This window comes from Cerasibacillus sp. (assembly GCF_036516575.1).
In the GTDB taxonomy this organism is placed as follows: Bacteria; Bacillota; Bacilli; order Bacillales; family Amphibacillaceae; genus Cerasibacillus.
In genome coordinates this window covers 97,327-115,990 of sequence record NZ_DATBTY010000036.1, presented here as the reverse complement: position 1 = coordinate 115,990, position 18,664 = coordinate 97,327, and the positions used below count along the sequence as shown (strand labels likewise).

Below are 18,664 nucleotides of genomic sequence, written 5' to 3'. Positions count from 1 at the left end.
CAGCACTGCATTCGACAGTGCTGTTTCATTTATAATTTCTCTTTTATTTTTGCCGTTTCTTTTAATTCTTTAATTTTCTTCTGTAGTTCTTCTTGTTGTTTACGTTGGGAAATTTGTTCCTTTAAAACACCTTCTATTTCATCATATGTTGGTAAATTCTCATCATCTTTCTTTAAGTCATCATAAAGCGCTTTTGCTTCTTTATCTGAAACTTTAACTGGAATTTCTTTCTCAACATACTTCATATAGACTAGGCTATACATAATTTGTTCTTTAAAAGAATCCTCTGTCAGCTGGAATTGTTTTAAATAATCGTCTAATTGCTCACCATTTTCCTCTTTTAGCTTATTAAACTCCTCTTCAACTTCCTCTTCAGTCACATGAATCCCTTTCACTTCTGCTTCTTGACGCATCAATTCATGGGCAATTAATTCGTCTAATGTATCATTCTTAAGTGCTTCTCGGTCCTCAATATCTTGTCCAAACTGATGACGCTTCATTTTTGTCTGTATATAAAGCGAGTTATAATATTGACCTGTCATTTTATGATTATTAATTTCAGCAACAACTTTATCATCAGCGACTTTCTCTTCTTCAGAGATTGTCAGCTCATCACTTTGTTTTGCTTTCTCATCATCTTTTTTTTGCTCACCACATGCTGTCAGGGTTATTAGTAAAGCACATATCATGAGCCCGATTGATATTGTTCGTAAATTTTTCATTCATTAAAGCCTCGTTTCATTCTATAATACCTTTATTGAAACATAGGAATTGAACACAAGTCAACTTATGGGTATTCACAGACCTAGGCATTTCTTTCCAAATTCCTACACGTAAAAAGCCCCCTAAAAAGGGAGCTTTTCTATATTAAAAAAGGGGGGTATTTTTTTACTTAATACTTGCTTCTATTTCTGAAATCATTTTCTCGACAGAAACGAGTCCGCCACCAGATAAGTACCAAATTTCTGGGTCAAGATAGACAATGCGGTCGTTTTTATATGCTTTTGTCTTTTGAACAAGTTTATTTTCAACAACTTGTTTTGCAGATGATTCGCCGCCAACGACAGCACTACGGTCAACTACATATAGAATATCTGGATCATGTTCAACAACGTATTCAAATGACACAGTCATGCCGTGTGTTGAAGCCTCAATATTTTCATCGACTGCTTTAACACCAAATTCATCATGGATTAGACCGAATCTTGATTTTGATCCATATGCGCTAATTTGATCATCGTTTGATAAAACGATAAGTGCTTTTTCTTCTTGTGATTTTACTTTCTCTTTTAATGTCTCAGCATGCTCTTCAATCGCTGTAACTGCCTCATCAACTTCATCTTGATTATCAAAGATTTTTGCAATGACATTCATATTCTCTTTAAATGACTCCATGTAACGGTCTGGTTCAACACCTAAATAGACAGTTGGTGCAATTTTATTTAATTCTTCATAAACGTCTGTTTGACGTGAAGAAATAAAGATTACATCCGGATTAATTTCACTGATTTTATCAAAATCAGGCTCTTTTAAACTACCGATATTCGCATAGTCATCACTTGTATATTTATCTAAATACTTCGGAATGACACTGCTTTGTGCGACACCTGCTACATCAATACCAAGTTTATCTAAAGTGTCTAAAATACCATAATCAAATACGACAACGTTTTTCGGGTTTTTTGGCACATCGGCTTTACCTAGTTGGTGTTCAATTGTCATCTTTGTGTCTTCGGATTTGGTAGCTGTTTTATCTTCTTGTTTATCTTTACTATCTCCACAAGCTCCCAATGTGAAAGCTAATAATGCGATGATTAAAATCGTGATATATTTTCTCATGACGACTTGACTCCTCTTTTCACTTCATTTATTTTCTGTCACTAATGTTGCCGTTTACTGTTGGATAGCCATATTAATAAAAATGGCTCCCCCTTCTTTATGGTTTACTTCATGGACATTCTAAGGTAAACTTAATGTATCGACGTGCCTCTGTACGATTTATCTTATGATCGTACAGAGGTCTTTTTTTATTTTTATTAATAATGGCTCTCCGCATCCTGTGCAACATTAGTGATCAAAAATAAACACAAATTCGTTGATTATTTACCTCTTTAATATCAATATCCATTTCATAGATTTCTTTTAATACACAGCTGTCAATAACATCACATGCTTGACCTTGTTTGACAATTTTGCCATCTTTAAGTGCAACAATATGATCGGAATAACATGAAGCAAAGTTAATATCGTGGATAACGATAACGACCGTCTTATCAAGTTCATCGACAAGTTGGCGAAGAATCTTCATAATTTGCACAGAATGACGCATATCTAAGTTATTCAGTGGTTCATCAAGCATAATATATTCTGTGTCTTGAGCGATTACCATGGCAATATGGGCTCTTTGGCGCTGCCCTCCACTTAATTCATCTAAGTATTTATTTTGAATCTCTTCCAATTCCATATATCTAATAGCTTGATCAACGATTTCCCAATCATCCTTTTTCAATCGTCCTTTGGAATAAGGAAAGCGTCCAAAGGAAACGAGCTCACGAACAGTTAATTTTAATTGGATGGAATTAGACTGCTTTAAGATTGAAATCTTCTTTGCAAGGTCGTTATTTTTGACCTTATCAATATTTTCTCCATCAATTGCGATCAGACCTTCATCTTGAGCAATTAAGCGTGTAATCATTGACATCAATGTACTCTTACCTGCTCCATTCGGACCAATAAAAGATGTAATCGTGCCTTTTTCAATCGTTAAAGACACATCATCGATGACTTTTTTATCGTGATACGATTTTGATAGACGTTCTACCTTTACCATGATCGATTCTCCTTTAACAATAAATAGATGAAGTAAATACCACCAATAAAGTTAATGATGACGCTTATCGGGGTCTGGAACACAAAAATCTTCTCCACAATTAACTGCCCACCAATTAGAGCAATAATACTGATTAATGCTGATCCCATAATAATATACTTATGTCGGAATGTTTTTAAAAATTCATAGGCCAAGTTTACCACTAACAATCCTAAAAATGTCATTGGACCAGTTAAAGCTGTCGCTATAGAAATCATGATGGCAACAATGACTAATAAGTGTTTAACAACATCGTTATATGGAACACCTAAATTAATCGATAAATCCTTCCCTAAAGCGAGTACATCTAAATATTTGGCATAGCGCCAAAAGTAAAGCATGACAAGAAAAATAAGTACTACAGATAAGTAGACAAGATTCGTATTGACGTTGTTTATACTAGCAAACATTTTATCTTGAGCAATCATAAATTCATTCGGATCAATTAATACTTGCATAAATGATGTTGCACTATTAAAAAACGTTCCTAATATAAGCCCTATTAATAACAGAAAATAGACATTACTATCCTCACCTCTAAATAAAATCCGATAAAGTATGAGTGAGAATAGGACCATCGCTATAATAGATATTACATAATTAATATTACTGTTCATCATGACAAGTGAATGAGATCCAAATAAATAAATCATGACTGTTTGCACAAGTAAGTATAATGAGTCTAACCCCATGACACTTGGTGTTAATATTCGGTTATTCGTTATCGTCATAAAAATCGTTGTCGCAAAAGCAATTGCCCCACCTGAGATAATGACGGCTATCACTTTAACAATCCGTCGCGGTAAGATGTAGTCGATATTTCCAGATAAGCCGTAAAAAATATATAAACATGTCAATAGTAAAGCAACAAGGAATAAGATGACTGTTTTCTTTTTATAAGCCATATTTCTTTCTCCTTAGTAACAGATAAAGGAACATCGCACTTCCTATGACACCTACTGTTAGGCTAATAGGTATTTCATATGGATAAATAACGATTCTGCCTATAATATCACAAACGAGTACAAATACCGCACCTAAAACCGCTGTATGTGTGAGACTTTTTTTCAAATGATCGCCTTGATAGATTGTTACGATATTTGGAATGATTAATCCTAAAAATGGAATGACGCCAACTGTTAAAACAACAGATGCTGTAACAAGAGCAACAATCATTAAACCTAGATTGACAACTTGACGATAGTTTAATCCTAAATTCTTAGCGAAATCTTCTCCCATACCTGCGATGGTAAATTTATTAGCAAACAAAAAGGCTAAAGCTAAAATCGGGATACTAATAAACATTAATTCATATTTGCCACTCATAATCATTGAGAAATCACCTAACATCCAGGAACTTATATTCTGAATGAGATTATTTTTATAAGCGATGAACGTCGCCATTGAACTAATTATGTTCCCAAACATTAATCCTACAAGCGGGATGAAAATCGTATCTTTAAACTTGATTTTCTCAAGTAGTTTCATAAAGATAAACGTCCCTGCTAATGCAAATAAGAAAGCAATCGACATTTTTACTAATGGGCTTGCTGATGTAAACATTAACATAGCAACGAGTATGCCTAGTTTTGCTGAATCAAGTGTTCCCGCTGTTGTCGGTGAAACAAAGCGGTTACGACTTAACTGTTGCATAATTAAACCGACGATACTCATGCTCATCCCAGCTATTAAAATACTAATCAAGCGCGGGATACGACTATGCCATAAAATATCTCTTTGATCTGCTGTCAGTGAAAATATATCTTTCAATGACAAATCAGATACACCAACAAATAGCGATGTAATTGATAAAACGATGAGTGATATGATTAAATAACGTAGTTTCAAAGTATCCCTTCTTGCTCTGTAGGAAGTTTTCTGATTCTTCTTAATCGACAACCGTTTAAAGTATGTCTAATCTATTGATAATGAGAGTCATTCTCAATTAGTGGCTAAATTGATTATAGCATAGTCAATTATTTCGTCAACCGTTTTCATGAAAATTGCTTTAAATTTGTAGTCGCCGTCACATTTTGTTCAAAATTTATTAATGAGAACGATTTGAGAATAAAAAAAGCCGGCATATAGCCGACTCTTTTTATTCGTCTTCTTTTCTTTCGACAACACAGCCTTCATCCGTACAATAACTTGTCTCAGAATGATTTGGTGTGATTGTTTCTAGTGAAGACTTACGATTGTGTCTTCTCCATACCTCTTCTAATACTTCTTTAAATACCTGAGTTGGCTGTGCACCTGAAACAGCGTATTTTTCGTCAAATACAAAAAATGGTACGCCTTGTACCCCAATTTCACGGGCAACAGCTTCTTCTTCACGAACATACTTTGAATGTTTGCTTGATTCAAGCATAGTCAATACTTCTTCAGCGTCTAAGCCGATTTCGCATGCCAATTCTTTTAAAACATGGTGGTCACTTATTTGCTTTGATTCTGTGAAATAAGCAGCAAATAGGCGTTCAGCCATTTCCTTGCCCTTTGCTTTCTTCTCAGCATATTTAACGAGGCGATGAGCATCAAATGTATTTCCATGTTGAATAGAATCAACCCGATACTCTAAGCCTGCTTCTTTTGCTTGTTGGACCAATTGCTGAACAGATTGTTTTGCCTGTTCGACAGTCATACCATATTTATTGACTAACAACTCATAATATTTCTTGTTTCGGATTGGTTTGGCCAAAGGATCTAATTCGTAACTTTTGAATTCAATCGTAATCTCGTCTTTGAATTCGAAGTCATCGAGTGCCATTTCCAACCGACGTTTCCCTATATAACAGAATGGACAAGCGAAATCTGACCAAACTTCTATTTTCATCATGTCACCACCTCTTATCTTTCATGTATTTTAGCATAGAGGAGCGTCATTTTATATAATTGTGCTTACAAAATGTGATGAATCTTAATCTACCAATTTTACACTATTGATATAGGAAAAACGTTTTCCATATGACTATCAATAATAATCTATACAGTTACGAATGATTCATACATATTAAAAAAACTCTCATAAGTCACTATTTAGACTTATGAGAGCTAAATTATTATTCCATAAGTGATTTACCCATAATTTCAACACGATTCGTCTGCTTCAGTTCAGTTAAATTCTTCGCTCCGATACCGAACATCGTAATTCTTAATTCTAATTCAATTTGCTCCATCACTTGTAATACGGATTCAACTGATTCTGTAGCCGCTTGTAGTAAAGTACGGGCGAAACCAATGATATCGGCACCTATTGTCAATGCTTTCGCTGCATCATGTCCTGTTTTCATCCCACCACTTGCAACAATTGGAATATCTGGTAATTGGCTACGGACAGATACAATACAATCTTTCGTCGGAATACCCCATTGATTAAATGCTTCAGCTGCTGCTTTTCGTAAAGGATCTTTGGAGCGAAGTTTTTCCACTTGACTCCAAGATGTTCCTCCAGCTCCAGCAACATCGATATAAGCAATACCAACATCTGCTAATTGCTTCGCCAGTAGCCCATCAATACCGAATCCCACTTCTTTAACCCCGACAGGAACATGTAATTCCTTACATATAGATTCAATTTTTGGTAATAGCCGTTCAAAGTTAATATCGCCTTCATCCTGAAAGACCTCTTGTAATGGATTTAAATGCAGGACTAATGAGTCTGCTTCGGTCATATCAACGATGCGTTTCGCCTCGTCTATACCGTATCCATAATTCAGTTGCACAGCTCCTAAATTAGCTATAAGAGGGGCATGTGGGGCTTGCTTTCGAATAAGAAATGAATCTTGATAAGCTTCACTTTCGAGTAAAGCTCTAGTTGAACCTAAAGCAATCGCCCAACCGCGTTCTTCTGCTGCTATAGCAAGATTCTGATTGATCCGAGCAGCTAATTTTGACCCTCCAGTCATCGAGCTGACTAAAAATGGTGTCTTTATTTGCTTTCCTAAAAAGGTCGAATCGATTTCAATGTCATTAAAATTAATTTCTGGTAATGCATTATGAATAAATGAAATGCCCTCTAACCCTGTTGACTTATTTACACCTTCAACTTGATCGGTTAAACAAAGGCGAATATGCTCTGTTTTTCGTTTATTAATTCCGGATTCTGACATTTTTTCACTTCCTACACACATATTTGAAAAAAGGTTGATTCGCATCTTAAAAACTTTGGCACCATCTGTTTCGTAACTACATGATACCAAAAAAATATACAAATTAAAAAACATACAAGAAAACACCGATTACCCTCCCTTATTTGTGAAAGTAATCGGTTCATCCTACCTTTTTCCTTGACGATTCAACATATATCTTAGAGGTAGAGCTGAAATAATGATAATAAGCAAAGCCGGTGGTGCAGCTAAGTGATACAGTGCTTCACTCGCCTCTACCCAAATACGAACGGCCATTGTATCGTATCCAGGTGGACGCAGTAAGAGTGTTGCCGGAAGTTCCTTAATCGAACTGACGAAGACGAGCGCACCACCCGCTAAAATACCTGGCCAAATAGTTGGAAGAATAACACGAAACATGACCTTCCATGGGGGGGAACCTAAACTTCGCGCTGCTTCATCAATTCGTGGCGAAATTAAACTAAGTGATGCTTCTTGTGCCTGCATCGCTTGTGGTAAAAACCGAATGACAAAAGCAATTACGATTAATAAAAATGAATTATATAGTGGCGTTTCATTAAATACAAAAATGATTCCTAGAGCGACGATTACACCTGGTAAGGCATAACCCGAATATGATAGTTTCTCAATTCCTGATGAAAGAGCAGACGGATAGCGTGACTTTAAGTAAACGATTGGTAATGCGAGTAACATACTCAATAAAGCCGCTAACCCTGAAACTTTCAAGCTATTCAAAGCATACATCCAAAATTTACTATTAAGCGCTCCCTCTTGCCAGCCGATCATCGACCAATAAATTAATACGAGAATCGGTAATGCAACCGCTAAAATAAATATAACAACTAAAAATCCTATCGCAGCCCATTTCCATTTCCCTAATGGAACAGGATCAGGTCGATTATAAGCACCTGTTGCTGATTGTGAATAGCCACCTTTTCGATGTACTCGTGCTTCAATCCATAGAATGATTAATGTTAATGCGACAAGCACAACACTTAATACGGTTGCTGATAAATTGTCATAGCTTCCCATTTGATAATATATCGCCGAGGTAAATGTCATATACCGAAGCATTGCGATTGCTCCAAAGTCTGACACAACATAAAGCGCAATTAAAATAGCACCTGCACCAATCGCCGGGCGAAGTAAAGGCATATTTACTTTCCAAAAAACTTGCCACATATTCATCCCTTGTGAACGAGCAACTTCTTCATAATTTCGGTTCATCCGTCTCATTGCCGCACTAACAATTAAATAAACATACGGATATGTGAACATCGTTAATACGAAAAAGATTCCCCAAAACGTATACATATCAAACGGATAATCTCCAGGAAGCCATGCAGACTTCTCCCATACTTCCCGTAACCAGCCACGCGGCCCTAGAACAATTAAGTAAGCTACCGCACCAACATATGGTGGAATGACGAGTGGTAATGCCACGATCCATGACCATGTTTTTCGACCTGGTAAATCAGTTCGCTGTACAAGCCATGCTAATGTTACACCAATTGTAACCGCAACGAATGTCACGAGAAACGTTAGGCTAAGCGTATTCCATAATAATTCAGGAATACGACCATCCAATAATTTAAGCCACCGTTCTTTACCCGCAAAAAAAGAACGAATCATGACATACAATAATGGAACAGCCATCAATAAGGCCGTTACTAAAGCAATAAATAGTAAAATTCCTGCTTGACGATTTTTCCGCCATAAATGGCGCCATGACAAATGCGAAAAAGCTGAGGGAAAAACTCCCTCAACTTGTCTAGAATCTATTAATTTATCTTGTTGTTCTCTCTTATGTTTATTCATCCCTACATGCACCAACATATCTAACTAGCTGTATATTTTACTCTATAACTCCATTATGCCTGAAGCAAAGTCAGAATACTAGTCCGACACTTAGCTTCCAATTTCTAGGTCAAGGCCTGATTTTTCAATTAATGCACGTGTATCTTCCCATACATCTCCTAGATCCCGTAACGGCATATCGGAAACTTTATAATCTGAAATCTTCTTCGCTTCATCTACTGCTTCAACAGATGGATTAATCGGTACTTCCATTGAAGCATATGAGAATTCACGTTGATTCTCAGGTAACATAATCCAATCTAGGAATGCTTTTGCATTCTCTTCATGTGGCGCATGATTAATAAAACCTACACCAGCAGCATTTACAAATGCACCCATATCCTTTTCATCTTGATCTGGATAAATGACACCAACATTATTATCAGTTGGCTCATTCAATTGTTGATGGTAATAATAATTATTAACAAGGCCAAATTTAACCTCGCCAGAACCGACAGCTCTGCGAATATCACCATGTCCATCGGTAATAACAGCCGCATTTTCTTTAACCTTTGTTAACCATTCGAGTGTTTCGTCATCTCCCCACTCATTGCGTAATGCAGACACATGGGCAATCATACTACCATTTCCACCGCGCGTTATCGCGAATGTATCTTTCCATTTATCATCTGCTAACTCTGCCATTGTTTTGGGCATCTCATCTTCTGTTATCTCATCTTTGTTATACATGAATACGCGTGTACGAGCAGATAATCCATACCAAGAATTATCTTCGGCGCGGTATTTTTCCTCAATGGATTCTATACCTTCTGCGTCATATCCTTGAAGAAAACCATTTTGTCTAAGATGTTCTAATGCACCGATATCATTTGAAATTAATATATCAGCATGGGCATTCTCGCCTTCTTCTTTAATTTTATTTATTATCTCATCTTTACCACTAAGCAGTTTAACCTCAATACCTGTATCTTCTTTAAATTTATCTAAAAGTGGTTCCATAAACTTTTCATTTCGTGAAGAATAGACGACAAGTTCTCCAGCGTTTTTTACTTTTTCACCTGAATCTGTTCCGTCTTTTTGATTAGCGTTATCGTTATCTCCGCTGCACGCAGCAATCAATAATAGCAGTGCAACTGATAGAGCGATTATCGTATATCTTAGTGTCTTTTTCATCACTGTTTCCTCCTATGTTTTAACTTCATATGCTCATCATCATTCTACTGATAATGATTATCAGCGTCAAACACAATATACTTCTCTTCTTTCTAGTATGGCCTAATTCATTCAAAAACGGTGATAAATCGGCAAAATTTCGTTCTACGATTTACACTTGAATGCAGTTAAGTCTTTTGATAAAGCATAAAACAAGGGAAGAAACAGGTACCTGTTTCTTCCCTTGTTTGGCTTTAGTATTCATATCATTCGGCAACTAATGCAACTAATTCGGGTGTAATATCAAACGAGACAGAATGACCGATTTCAATATCTTTTTCAATTGGTGCATATATCAGCATGAGCCGCTCATTCTGTTTATTATCGTTTAGCTGTACAAATAATTCTTGATACTCTCCACTATAAACAACACGTACAACTTCACCTTGATAACGACCTTCCCCATTCTCCTCTAAGCGACAGGCTTCTGGACGAATGGATACAGTCACATCATCTATAGTCGGTTCTGTTTTTTCCGGCAAGCAAACACGCCCGATTCCTGTATCAACATGCTTTAAATCATCAGCTAATTTCCCTTGAATTAAGTTTGTTTTACCAACGAATTGCGCCACAAAACAATTCGTTGGGCAGCGATATAAATCACGTGGCTGTGCAACTTGTTGAATGACACCATCTTTCATCACGACAACACGATCCGACACAGCAAAAGCGTCTTTTTGATCATGTGTAACAATAATCGCTGTCGTATTCGCCTTCTTTAAAATTCCTGCAATATCATGGCGCATCTTTTCACGTAAGCCCGCATCTAAATTACTAAAGGGCTCATCCATTAAGACAACATTCGGTTTCGGGGCAAGTGCGCGAGCAAGAGAAACACGTTGTTGTTGACCACCTGAGAGTTCATTGGGGTAACGTTTTTTAAATTCAGCTAGTCCGACGAGTTCAAGAACTTCATTAACACGCTGTCTCTTATTACCTAGTCGCCATTTATTTAACCCGAAAGCAACATTTTTCTCTATCGTTAAATGAGGGAAAAGCGCATAATCTTGAAATACCATACCGACTCCACGTTTTTCAGGTGGAATGAATGTTTTTTCATCATACATCACTTTTTCCTCGATTTTAATACGTCCTTCTGTTGGCTGTTCAAAACCAGCAATCATACGTAATACCGTTGTCTTTCCACAACCACTTGGACCAAGCAATGTGACAATTTCACCTTTTTGAATTGATAAATCCAAGCGGTCAACAGCCGGAATTGCTGCGTTTGAGAAGACCTTCTGTATCTTTTCCAATTGGATAAAACTCATTTCATTTCCCCCTACAGGTGCTCGCTTTTATCCCATTAATTATTGAATTGAGAATCATTTTCATTCAAAGAAAGTATATCAAAACAGGGCCTACTACGTCAATGAACTGGCCTTTAATGACAAGGTTTGCCCTAGCTTTGGTATATATAATTTATCTTTATTTATATTTCGGCGTTCCCATTCATTAAAAAGGCGATTTAATGCTTCTTCTGGTGTATCATCCGCTAACATAAACGCACCGTAATGAGTAGGGATCATATAAGTTGCTCTCGTATCTAGAAATGCTTGTACCGCTTCTTCAGGACTAACATGCTGACGATGCATAAACCACTCGGGTTCATAAGCACCAATAGGCATTAATGCATAATCAAGTTTAAAGCGCTCGCCAATCTCAGCAAACCCTCTAAAATAACCACTATCCCCTACAAAATATATAGAAGGTACTCTTTCACCTTCTATCACCCAACCACCCCAATGGGAGGTATTTGTATCAAACAACGTTCGCTTCGTCCAGTGCTGGGCAGGGACAAAAGTGAATACTAAATCTTTTAGGCGAAATGATCCCCACCAACTGAATTCTGCGACATGCTCTATCCCCCGTTTTGTAAACCACTTTCCTAATCCAGCTGGTACGAGAAAAAGGGGATTACCAGGTAGTTGATAAATCGTCTGTTGATGTAAATGGTCATAGTGACTATGTGAAATAAGGACGACATCTATCGGAGGTATATCTGCAAGTGGGATGCCGGGCTGTGTGAGTCTTTTATATGTAAATAATTGTTTCGCCCACACGGGGTCTGTAATCATATTCAGTCCATTAAGTTGAATTAAAAATGTGCAATGTCCAATCCATGTGATGGTTGGCTCTGTCCGATTTGTTTGTAGATTTGTGATTTCAGGTTTATCAACAAGAGGTACCTGAAACGACATATCCTTCTGCTTTTTCATCCGCTCCTTGAACCAGAGTAATAAATCTCGCCATGAGTTATTGACTTGGATATTGTCTTGGTTTTTAAAACGCTTTTTCTTCATAAAATCTTCCTTTTATACAGCCATTTTTAAACTTAATAAGAAGTTTTCCCAAAAACATTAATTTTAATAGGCGTTTTATACATCCCTCTTTTATTATATCGAATGAGAATTTAAATTATTTATTATCGAAAAATAATAATTAAACATTTTATAATTTTAAGTCGATATAAATAAAAACACCTAGAATTAGCACTAAATCAGTGTAAGATTCACTGCTTTATTGATGGATATATTCCATAAATGGATTTCCAAAGTAATAGATAACAACAGACAAGGGGACAGGGGGACTTAGATTAATGGCAAAACGAAAGCGGCAGGGGAATAAAATTAATGTGAATTTTCTGAAATGGAATAATTATTCAATTGGAAGAAAATATGTAACCGTTTTCTTCCTGACAGCGTTCTTTTTTATGGTGGCTGGTGTTATTGTGTTTATTCAAATGTTCCAGGGCAACAAGAGCTTAGAAGACGTAGAAATAACAAGTTCACTCGTCAGTGACATGTCAGAAATGGCGGCTATTATTCAGACGAAAGATGTTCAGATATCCGATTTTTTATTAACGAATAGTAAACGTTATATCGAGGCATTTGAACAATATCAGGCTGAATTAGATCAATTGACTAAAAAAATAAAACCACAATTACAAACTAAAACACAACAAACTACCTTTCACAATATTGTTGAAAATGATGCACGAGTAAATGAGATTTTCTTTGACGAAGTGCTAAAGTATGTCGAAATGAAGAGTGACTATATGGCGATGTCAACGCGAAATCAAACATCGGAATTACGGGCACATACGATTCAATTAGTCAATGAATTAATGGACCTTGTTAAAAAAGAAGAGGCTCAATCGGTAAGTAGTGCGAAACGGAATTTAACAGTGAGCACCATTGTGTTAGTTATTGCAATCCCTACCGTTGTCATTATTGGTGTTGTGTTAATGATTTATGTCAGTCGGAAGATTTCAAGTCATTTAAGACAGGTCGTTGGCATTACGTCCGAAATAGCGAAAGGTAACCTTGCCGTATCAGATATGGATTACGAGGGAAATGATGAGATTGGTCAACTAACACAGGCTTTAAATCAAATGAAAGGAAATATGACAGGAATATTATCCAAAGTGGCAAGCGCTTCAAATGTTATCACATCAAGAAGTAATGAACTTAATCAGTCCGCTAATGATATTAGAGAGGGTAGCGAACAAATTGCTACAACAATGGAAGAACTGTCTTCCGGTGCGGAAACACAGGCGGATAGTACGTCTGGATTAGCTGAAAAGATGACTGATTTCGTACAAAAAGTAACGATTTCAGAGGAAAATGGAACGGAAATCAAAGTCAATTCCAAACATATGTTACAGCTTACAAACGAAGGAACGACTCTGATGAATCAATCGGTTAAACAGATGAATCGAATTGATACAATTGTTTCGGAATCCGTGAAAAAAGTTCAAAGTTTAGATGAACAATCCAACCAAATTTCAAACCTTGTATCTGTTATCAAAGATATTTCCGAACAGACAAATTTACTTTCTTTAAATGCCGCTATTGAGGCAGCTCGTGCTGGCGAACACGGTCGTGGATTTGCTGTAGTAGCAGATGAAGTAAGGAAACTATCTGATCAAGTTGCTGAGTCAGTTAGTGAGATTACGAATATCGTTAACAATATTCAACATGAAACAGATGACGTCGTTCATTCACTCCATCAAGGATATGATGAAGTGAAATCTGGGACGAACCAAATTGAAGAAACGGGTAAGAAATTTCAAGTCATTCATTCCTCAATTACTGATATGGTAGAACGGATAAGTATTATTTCAAACCACTTACAAGATATGAGTATAACGAGTGATGATATGAATCGCTTGATTAGCGATATTGCTGCTATATCAGAGGAATCTGCAGCTGGTGTCGAGCAAGCAGCAGCGTCAGCCCAACAATCATCAAGCGCAATGGAAGAAATTACGCGCAGTGCTAGCGAATTATCCGATTTAGCTAAACAGCTGCAAGGAGAATTAAAAGTCTTTAAATTCGTCTCTTTTTTCGACCAATCCGATTAAAATGAAACCATATGGTAGCCCAAAACGTATATCAAATAAGTAAACTATTATCGATTAGGGGGTGGGTACCATGTTAGTCGTAACGACAAATCATGTCCCTGGAAAGAATATTATCGAAACGTTTGGATTGGTTAGAGGAAGTACCGTCCGTGCCAAACATGTTGGAAGGGATATTGGGGCATCCTTGAAAACACTTGTCGGTGGAGAAATCAAGGGTTATGCTGACTTAATGACGGAGGCACGAGAAGAGGCAACAAACCGAATGATCGAAGAAGCGAGACAACTAGGAGCCAATGCGGTTGTCGGAATGCGTTATCAAACATCACAAATTATGAATACAGCCGCTGAAGTTATTGCTTATGGAACAGCTGTCATCATAGATTAACAGAAACGAGGATACCTTATGAAAGGTGATCCTCGTTTTTGGTATGTGGAGATAAATAGCAATCAGCTGTATGATCATTGACCATCCCTATTGCTTGCATAAAAGCATAACAAATCACTGGTCCTACAAAGGAAAAGCCATGTCTTTTTAAATCCTGACTCATCAACTCTGACTCTTTTGTCTTTGCTGGAACATCTGCGGAGGATTCCCACTGATTTATCATTGGTCTACCTCGAACAAATTGCCAAATATACTTGTCGAAGCTTCCAAATTCCTTTTGAACATTTAGAAAAGCAAGCGCATTTTTAATGACAGAACGGATTTTCCTTTCATTCCGTATAATGTCGTCATTTCTCAGAAGACGTTGAACATCTTCTTCATTATATTGACTTATTATTTCTGGTTGAAATTGACTAAACGCCTCTTGATAATGGTGACGCCGACGTAATATCGTAATCCAACTGAGTCCTGCTTGGGCACCTTCTAAACAGAGCATTTCAAATAACAGGCGATCATCATGAACCGGTCGCCCCCACTCATTATCATGATAGTCAATATATAACGGATCATCTGTCACCCATTGACAACGTTGTTTATCAGGCACTCTTACTCCTCCTTTGTTTCTACTGGATGCTCCCCGTAGGAAATCCAATCGCTGTAGCCACCTGGATATAAGTAAACATTTTCATATCCTGCTTTTTTCAAAGCCAAAATATTAGGACATGCGGAAACACCCGAACCACAAGATACAATGATTGGGGTATCTTTTGGCAGTTTTTCGAAGTGTTGTTTTAAAGTGACATCATCTTTATATTGGCCATTAGTCATAAAAACGTCTTCCCAAAAGAAGTTTTTAGCTCCTGGAATATGGCCTGCTTTATGATAAAGTGGTTCGGTTTGCCCGAGATAACGCTCCTTGGCACGAGAATCAATTAGGATAGCGCTTTTATTTTTTAGCTTTTCCTTTAGTTCCTCAATGGTGATGGTATGTGTATATGCTTGTCTAACTTTATAGACTGTCGGTTTTTGTTTAGGAATTGTCGTCTCTAGCGGAAGCCCCGCCTCTTTCCAAGCCGTTAGTCCACCATCTAAGACAGAGATTTTTGGATGACCAATTGCTTGTAACATCCACCAAAATCGTGCCGCAGTCATATCTCGGCCATGGTCATATATGACAACAAGCGTATCAGTATCAATCCCATTCTTGCCAATTTTTTTTGCGAAGTATGTTAAATCAGGTAATGGATGAGCACCACCATGTTCACTAACAGGGCTTGATAAATCTTTATTTAAATCAAAATATATAGCACCTGGAATATGTCCTTCTTGATAAACCCTGTGTCCGTATGACTCATCCGTTAACTCAAAACGGACATCAACAACGACTAGATGCTTTTTTTCATCGAGTCTTCGCTTTAAATCTTCAACTTTTATTAAATGTGGCATTGCATGACTCCCCTTTCACCTTTGTCTCTATGTTAACAAAATTATAGTCTATAAAAAATATTTATCGAACAGGATATGATAAAATAAAATGAAACCTAGATGAGGAGTTGAATGATGTGAAAGAACAGTTAATCGAACGCTTAACAACATATGCTAAAATTGATACCCAATCGAATGAAAATAGTGAAACAACACCTTCAACAAAAGGGCAGTGGGATTTACTTCATTTACTGGAAAAAGAGTTGAAAGAGATTGGTATGGAAGACGTATCACTTGATGAAAATGGCTATCTGATGGCAACACTACCGGCAAACACAGACCGTGATGTACCTACAATTGGCTTTCTAGCCCATGTTGATACAGCAACTGATTTTACGGGAAAAAATGTCAAACCACAAATCGTCGAGAACTTTGATGGTAAAGCAATCACATTAAATGAAGACTTAGGAGTTGTCCTATCACCAGAAGACTTTCCAGAATTAGTCAATTATAAAGGCCACACATTGATGACAACAGACGGTACGACGTTACTTGGAGCTGATAACAAAGCAGGTATTGCAGAAATTATGACAGCAATGTACTACCTAATCAACCATCCTGAGATTGAACACGGGCCTATTCGTGTCGCCTTTACCCCCGACGAAGAAATTGGTCGCGGTCCTCAGAAATTTGATGTTGAGCGATTTAACGCCGATTTTGCTTATACAATTGATGGTGGGCCACTCGGAGAACTCCAATATGAAAGCTTTAATGCTGCTGCTGCAAAAATAACATTTAAAGGGGAAAACGTTCATCCAGGTACTGCGAAAGACAAGATGGTGAATGCAGGAAAGATGGCTGCTGAGTTCATTCAACAAGTTCCAGCACAAGAAGCACCCGAATATACGGATGGTTATGAAGGGTTTTATCATTTAATTTCGGTCAATGGTGACGTGGAAAAAGCTGAAGTATACTACATCATTCGTGACTTTGATAAAGCAAAATTCACTGAACGAAAAAACACGATTCAACGTCTAGTAGAAGATTTGAGAGAACAATATGGAAAAGACCGTGTCATATTAGAGTTACGTGATCAATATTATAATATGCGAGAAAAAATTGAACCCGTTAAAGAAATTGTTGAAGTGGTGGAGCAGGCGATGAAAAACTTAAATATTGAACCCATTATTGAGCCAATCCGTGGTGGTACAGATGGTTCACAATTATCATATATGGGCTTACCAACCCCGAATATTTTTACAGGTGGAGAAAATTTCCATGGTAAGTATGAATATATTTCTGTCAATAATATGGAGAAAGCGGTTAAGGTTATTGTAGAAGTTTGTCGTTTGTTTGCATTGAATCATAAATAATTTACTGATATTAATAGAATAAGGAGCGGACAAACGATGCACGCCAATATTAGAAATTTATTTTTCCTTACCATTCTTTTATGTTTCTTAACAGCTTGTGAAGAAACAGATTTAGCAAACAAATCGAAACAAGCTCCTACAGTTGAAAGCAACTCTATGCAAAAAAACGAGGAGGTTGGGAATATGACTTTACCTGATGCCCCCCTCCAAAAAGGGGATCAAGGTGACGATGTAAAGGCCGTGCAACAAGTGCTTAAAGACATCGGTTATTCAGTTATTGAGTCTGGTATTTTTGATCAAGAAACCATTTGGGCTATCACTGATATCCAACTGCAACAAGGTGACTCACTCCAATTCACTGGTTTATATGACAAAGAAATGAAAGCTGTTCTTGAGAAATGGCTCGAAAAAAATGGCGACATTCATCCCGGTGATGGTTTTAAAGAAGAAAATGGTGAGTTTAACCCTTATGAGATCCTAGCATTAGTGAATAAGAAACATATGCTTCCTGAAGATTTTGTACCGGAGGATCTCGTTGTACCTGATGTCCTTTTTCCATTTACAGAAGACTTACCAAAGAAAATGATGCGTAAACCTGCAGCCGATGCTTTAGAAAAATTATTTGTCGCCGCTGAAAAGAAAGGCTTAAATCTATTTGCGCAATCAGGTTATCGCTCATATGAACGACAAGAAGAATTGTATACAGCCTATGTCGAACGTGATGGTGAGGAAGCAGCAAATAAATATAGTGCTCGACCTGGGCAAAGTGAACATCAATCTGGATTAGCAATGGACGTGACCAGTCCCGATGTTAATTTCTTGCTTAATGAAGCTTTCGGTGAAACAGCTGAAGGTCAATGGCTAAAAGAACATTGTCATGAGTTTGGTTTTATTATTCGCTATCCAAAAGGAAAAGAATCGATTACTGAATATCAATTTGAACCATGGCATTTGCGTTATGTCGGTGAAAAAGCAGCAAAAGAAATAATGGAAAAAGAAATCACATTAGAAGAATACTTAGAAGGTCTGTCTTATTAAGAGTGGATGGTGTTGTTTTGAGTTTCCGTTCTTGGGGGCGATTTTTTTCGATAT

The 18,664-nt window shown here is 37.1% G+C and carries 17 protein-coding genes; 4 read left to right on the top strand and 13 right to left on the bottom strand.

Features of this window, described 5'->3' with window-relative positions; all coding sequences use genetic code 11:
- Positions 1 to 29: 29 nt before the first annotated feature.
- From VIG73_RS06665 to VIG73_RS06615, 11 genes are all read right to left on the bottom strand, one after another.
- Positions 30 to 722 (bottom strand): SurA N-terminal domain-containing protein, encoded by a 693-nt coding sequence (locus tag VIG73_RS06665; protein ID WP_331640241.1) that lies wholly within the window; start codon positions 720 to 722, stop codon positions 30 to 32.
- 166 nt (positions 723 to 888) lie between these two features.
- The gene (locus tag VIG73_RS06660; protein ID WP_331640238.1) at positions 889 to 1,839 is read right to left on the bottom strand and encodes a siderophore ABC transporter substrate-binding protein; all 951 of its coding nucleotides are present in this window, start codon (positions 1,837 to 1,839) and stop codon (positions 889 to 891) included.
- A gap of 235 nt (positions 1,840 to 2,074) precedes the next feature.
- Positions 2,075 to 2,830, bottom strand: coding sequence for an ABC transporter ATP-binding protein (locus VIG73_RS06655; protein WP_331640236.1), 756 nt, complete (start codon positions 2,828 to 2,830; stop codon positions 2,075 to 2,077).
- Positions 2,824 to 3,774: an iron chelate uptake ABC transporter family permease subunit gene (locus VIG73_RS06650; protein WP_331640234.1), complete on the bottom strand. Its 951-nt coding sequence runs from the start codon at positions 3,772 to 3,774 to the stop codon at positions 2,824 to 2,826. Before VIG73_RS06650 ends, VIG73_RS06655 begins: the two co-directional genes overlap by 7 nt.
- Positions 3,764 to 4,717: an ABC transporter permease gene (locus tag VIG73_RS06645; protein WP_331640232.1), complete on the bottom strand. Its 954-nt coding sequence runs from the start codon at positions 4,715 to 4,717 to the stop codon at positions 3,764 to 3,766. Before VIG73_RS06645 ends, VIG73_RS06650 begins: the two co-directional genes overlap by 11 nt.
- A gap of 250 nt (positions 4,718 to 4,967) precedes the next feature.
- Positions 4,968 to 5,702, bottom strand: a complete 735-nt coding sequence (locus VIG73_RS06640) for a DsbA family oxidoreductase (RefSeq protein WP_331640230.1) — start codon at positions 5,700 to 5,702, stop codon at positions 4,968 to 4,970.
- Between the two features lie 223 nt (positions 5,703 to 5,925).
- Positions 5,926 to 6,975 carry a type 2 isopentenyl-diphosphate Delta-isomerase gene (gene fni / locus VIG73_RS06635; protein ID WP_331640228.1) on the bottom strand — a complete coding sequence of 350 codons (1,050 nt, stop codon included), beginning with the start codon at positions 6,973 to 6,975 and terminating at the stop codon, positions 5,926 to 5,928.
- Positions 6,976 to 7,140: 165 nt separating this feature from the next.
- A complete protein-coding gene (locus tag VIG73_RS06630) occupies positions 7,141 to 8,811 on the bottom strand; it encodes an iron ABC transporter permease (protein ID WP_331640226.1) in 1,671 nt (556 codons plus the stop codon).
- A 90-nt stretch (positions 8,812 to 8,901) separates the two neighbouring features.
- Entirely contained in the window at positions 8,902 to 9,984 is a 1,083-nt protein-coding gene (locus VIG73_RS06625) for an extracellular solute-binding protein (protein ID WP_331640224.1), read from the bottom strand.
- Positions 9,985 to 10,229: 245 nt separating this feature from the next.
- On the bottom strand, positions 10,230 to 11,294 hold the full coding sequence (locus VIG73_RS06620) for an ABC transporter ATP-binding protein (RefSeq protein ID WP_331640222.1): 1,065 nt from the start codon (positions 11,292 to 11,294) through the stop codon (positions 10,230 to 10,232).
- A gap of 93 nt (positions 11,295 to 11,387) precedes the next feature.
- Positions 11,388 to 12,326, bottom strand: coding sequence for an MBL fold metallo-hydrolase (locus VIG73_RS06615; protein WP_331640220.1), 939 nt, complete (start codon positions 12,324 to 12,326; stop codon positions 11,388 to 11,390).
- Positions 12,327 to 12,622: 296 nt separating this feature from the next.
- Here VIG73_RS06615 and VIG73_RS06610 point away from each other — a divergent pair, with 296 nt between their 5' ends.
- Together VIG73_RS06610 and VIG73_RS06605 are read left to right on the top strand one after the other, a co-directional pair.
- Entirely contained in the window at positions 12,623 to 14,389 is a 1,767-nt protein-coding gene (locus VIG73_RS06610; RefSeq protein ID WP_331640218.1) for a methyl-accepting chemotaxis protein, read from the top strand.
- A 70-nt stretch (positions 14,390 to 14,459) separates the two neighbouring features.
- Positions 14,460 to 14,774, top strand: coding sequence for a YbjQ family protein (locus VIG73_RS06605; protein WP_331640216.1), 315 nt, complete (start codon positions 14,460 to 14,462; stop codon positions 14,772 to 14,774).
- Between the two features lie 16 nt (positions 14,775 to 14,790).
- Here the strand turns inward: VIG73_RS06605 and VIG73_RS06600 are convergent, their stop codons facing one another.
- Both VIG73_RS06600 and VIG73_RS06595 read right to left on the bottom strand, forming a co-directional pair.
- Positions 14,791 to 15,378, bottom strand: a complete 588-nt coding sequence (locus tag VIG73_RS06600) for a DNA-3-methyladenine glycosylase I (RefSeq protein WP_331640214.1) — start codon at positions 15,376 to 15,378, stop codon at positions 14,791 to 14,793.
- A gap of 2 nt (positions 15,379 to 15,380) precedes the next feature.
- Positions 15,381 to 16,220 carry a sulfurtransferase gene (locus tag VIG73_RS06595; RefSeq protein WP_331640212.1) on the bottom strand — a complete coding sequence of 280 codons (840 nt, stop codon included), beginning with the start codon at positions 16,218 to 16,220 and terminating at the stop codon, positions 15,381 to 15,383.
- A 116-nt stretch (positions 16,221 to 16,336) separates the two neighbouring features.
- On the opposite strand from VIG73_RS06595, the gene pepT reads away from it, so the two are divergent.
- Positions 16,337 to 17,572: a peptidase T gene (gene pepT, locus VIG73_RS06590; protein ID WP_331640210.1), complete on the top strand. Its 1,236-nt coding sequence runs from the start codon at positions 16,337 to 16,339 to the stop codon at positions 17,570 to 17,572.
- 36 nt (positions 17,573 to 17,608) lie between these two features.
- A complete protein-coding gene (locus tag VIG73_RS06585; RefSeq protein WP_331640208.1) occupies positions 17,609 to 18,610 on the top strand; it encodes a D-alanyl-D-alanine carboxypeptidase family protein in 1,002 nt (333 codons plus the stop codon).
- The last annotated feature ends 54 nt before the right edge of the window (positions 18,611 to 18,664 follow it).

Coding starts and splice junctions, on each gene's coding strand:
- VIG73_RS06630 (WP_331640226.1), bottom strand. CDS start 8,811: ATGAATAAACATAAGAGAGAACAACAAGATAAATTAATAGATTCTAGA.
- VIG73_RS06665 (WP_331640241.1), bottom strand. CDS start 722: ATGAAAAATTTACGAACAATATCAATCGGGCTCATGATATGTGCTTTA.
- VIG73_RS06655 (WP_331640236.1), bottom strand. CDS start 2,830: ATGGTAAAGGTAGAACGTCTATCAAAATCGTATCACGATAAAAAAGTC.
- VIG73_RS06640 (WP_331640230.1), bottom strand. CDS start 5,702: ATGATGAAAATAGAAGTTTGGTCAGATTTCGCTTGTCCATTCTGTTAT.
- VIG73_RS06595 (WP_331640212.1), bottom strand. CDS start 16,220: ATGCCACATTTAATAAAAGTTGAAGATTTAAAGCGAAGACTCGATGAA.
- VIG73_RS06620 (WP_331640222.1), bottom strand. CDS start 11,294: ATGAGTTTTATCCAATTGGAAAAGATACAGAAGGTCTTCTCAAACGCA.
- VIG73_RS06605 (WP_331640216.1), top strand. CDS start 14,460: ATGTTAGTCGTAACGACAAATCATGTCCCTGGAAAGAATATTATCGAA.
- VIG73_RS06585 (WP_331640208.1), top strand. CDS start 17,609: ATGCACGCCAATATTAGAAATTTATTTTTCCTTACCATTCTTTTATGT.
- fni (WP_331640228.1), bottom strand. CDS start 6,975: ATGTCAGAATCCGGAATTAATAAACGAAAAACAGAGCATATTCGCCTT.
- VIG73_RS06610 (WP_331640218.1), top strand. CDS start 12,623: ATGGCAAAACGAAAGCGGCAGGGGAATAAAATTAATGTGAATTTTCTG.
- VIG73_RS06615 (WP_331640220.1), bottom strand. CDS start 12,326: ATGAAGAAAAAGCGTTTTAAAAACCAAGACAATATCCAAGTCAATAAC.
- VIG73_RS06650 (WP_331640234.1), bottom strand. CDS start 3,774: ATGGCTTATAAAAAGAAAACAGTCATCTTATTCCTTGTTGCTTTACTA.
- VIG73_RS06625 (WP_331640224.1), bottom strand. CDS start 9,984: ATGAAAAAGACACTAAGATATACGATAATCGCTCTATCAGTTGCACTG.
- VIG73_RS06660 (WP_331640238.1), bottom strand. CDS start 1,839: ATGAGAAAATATATCACGATTTTAATCATCGCATTATTAGCTTTCACA.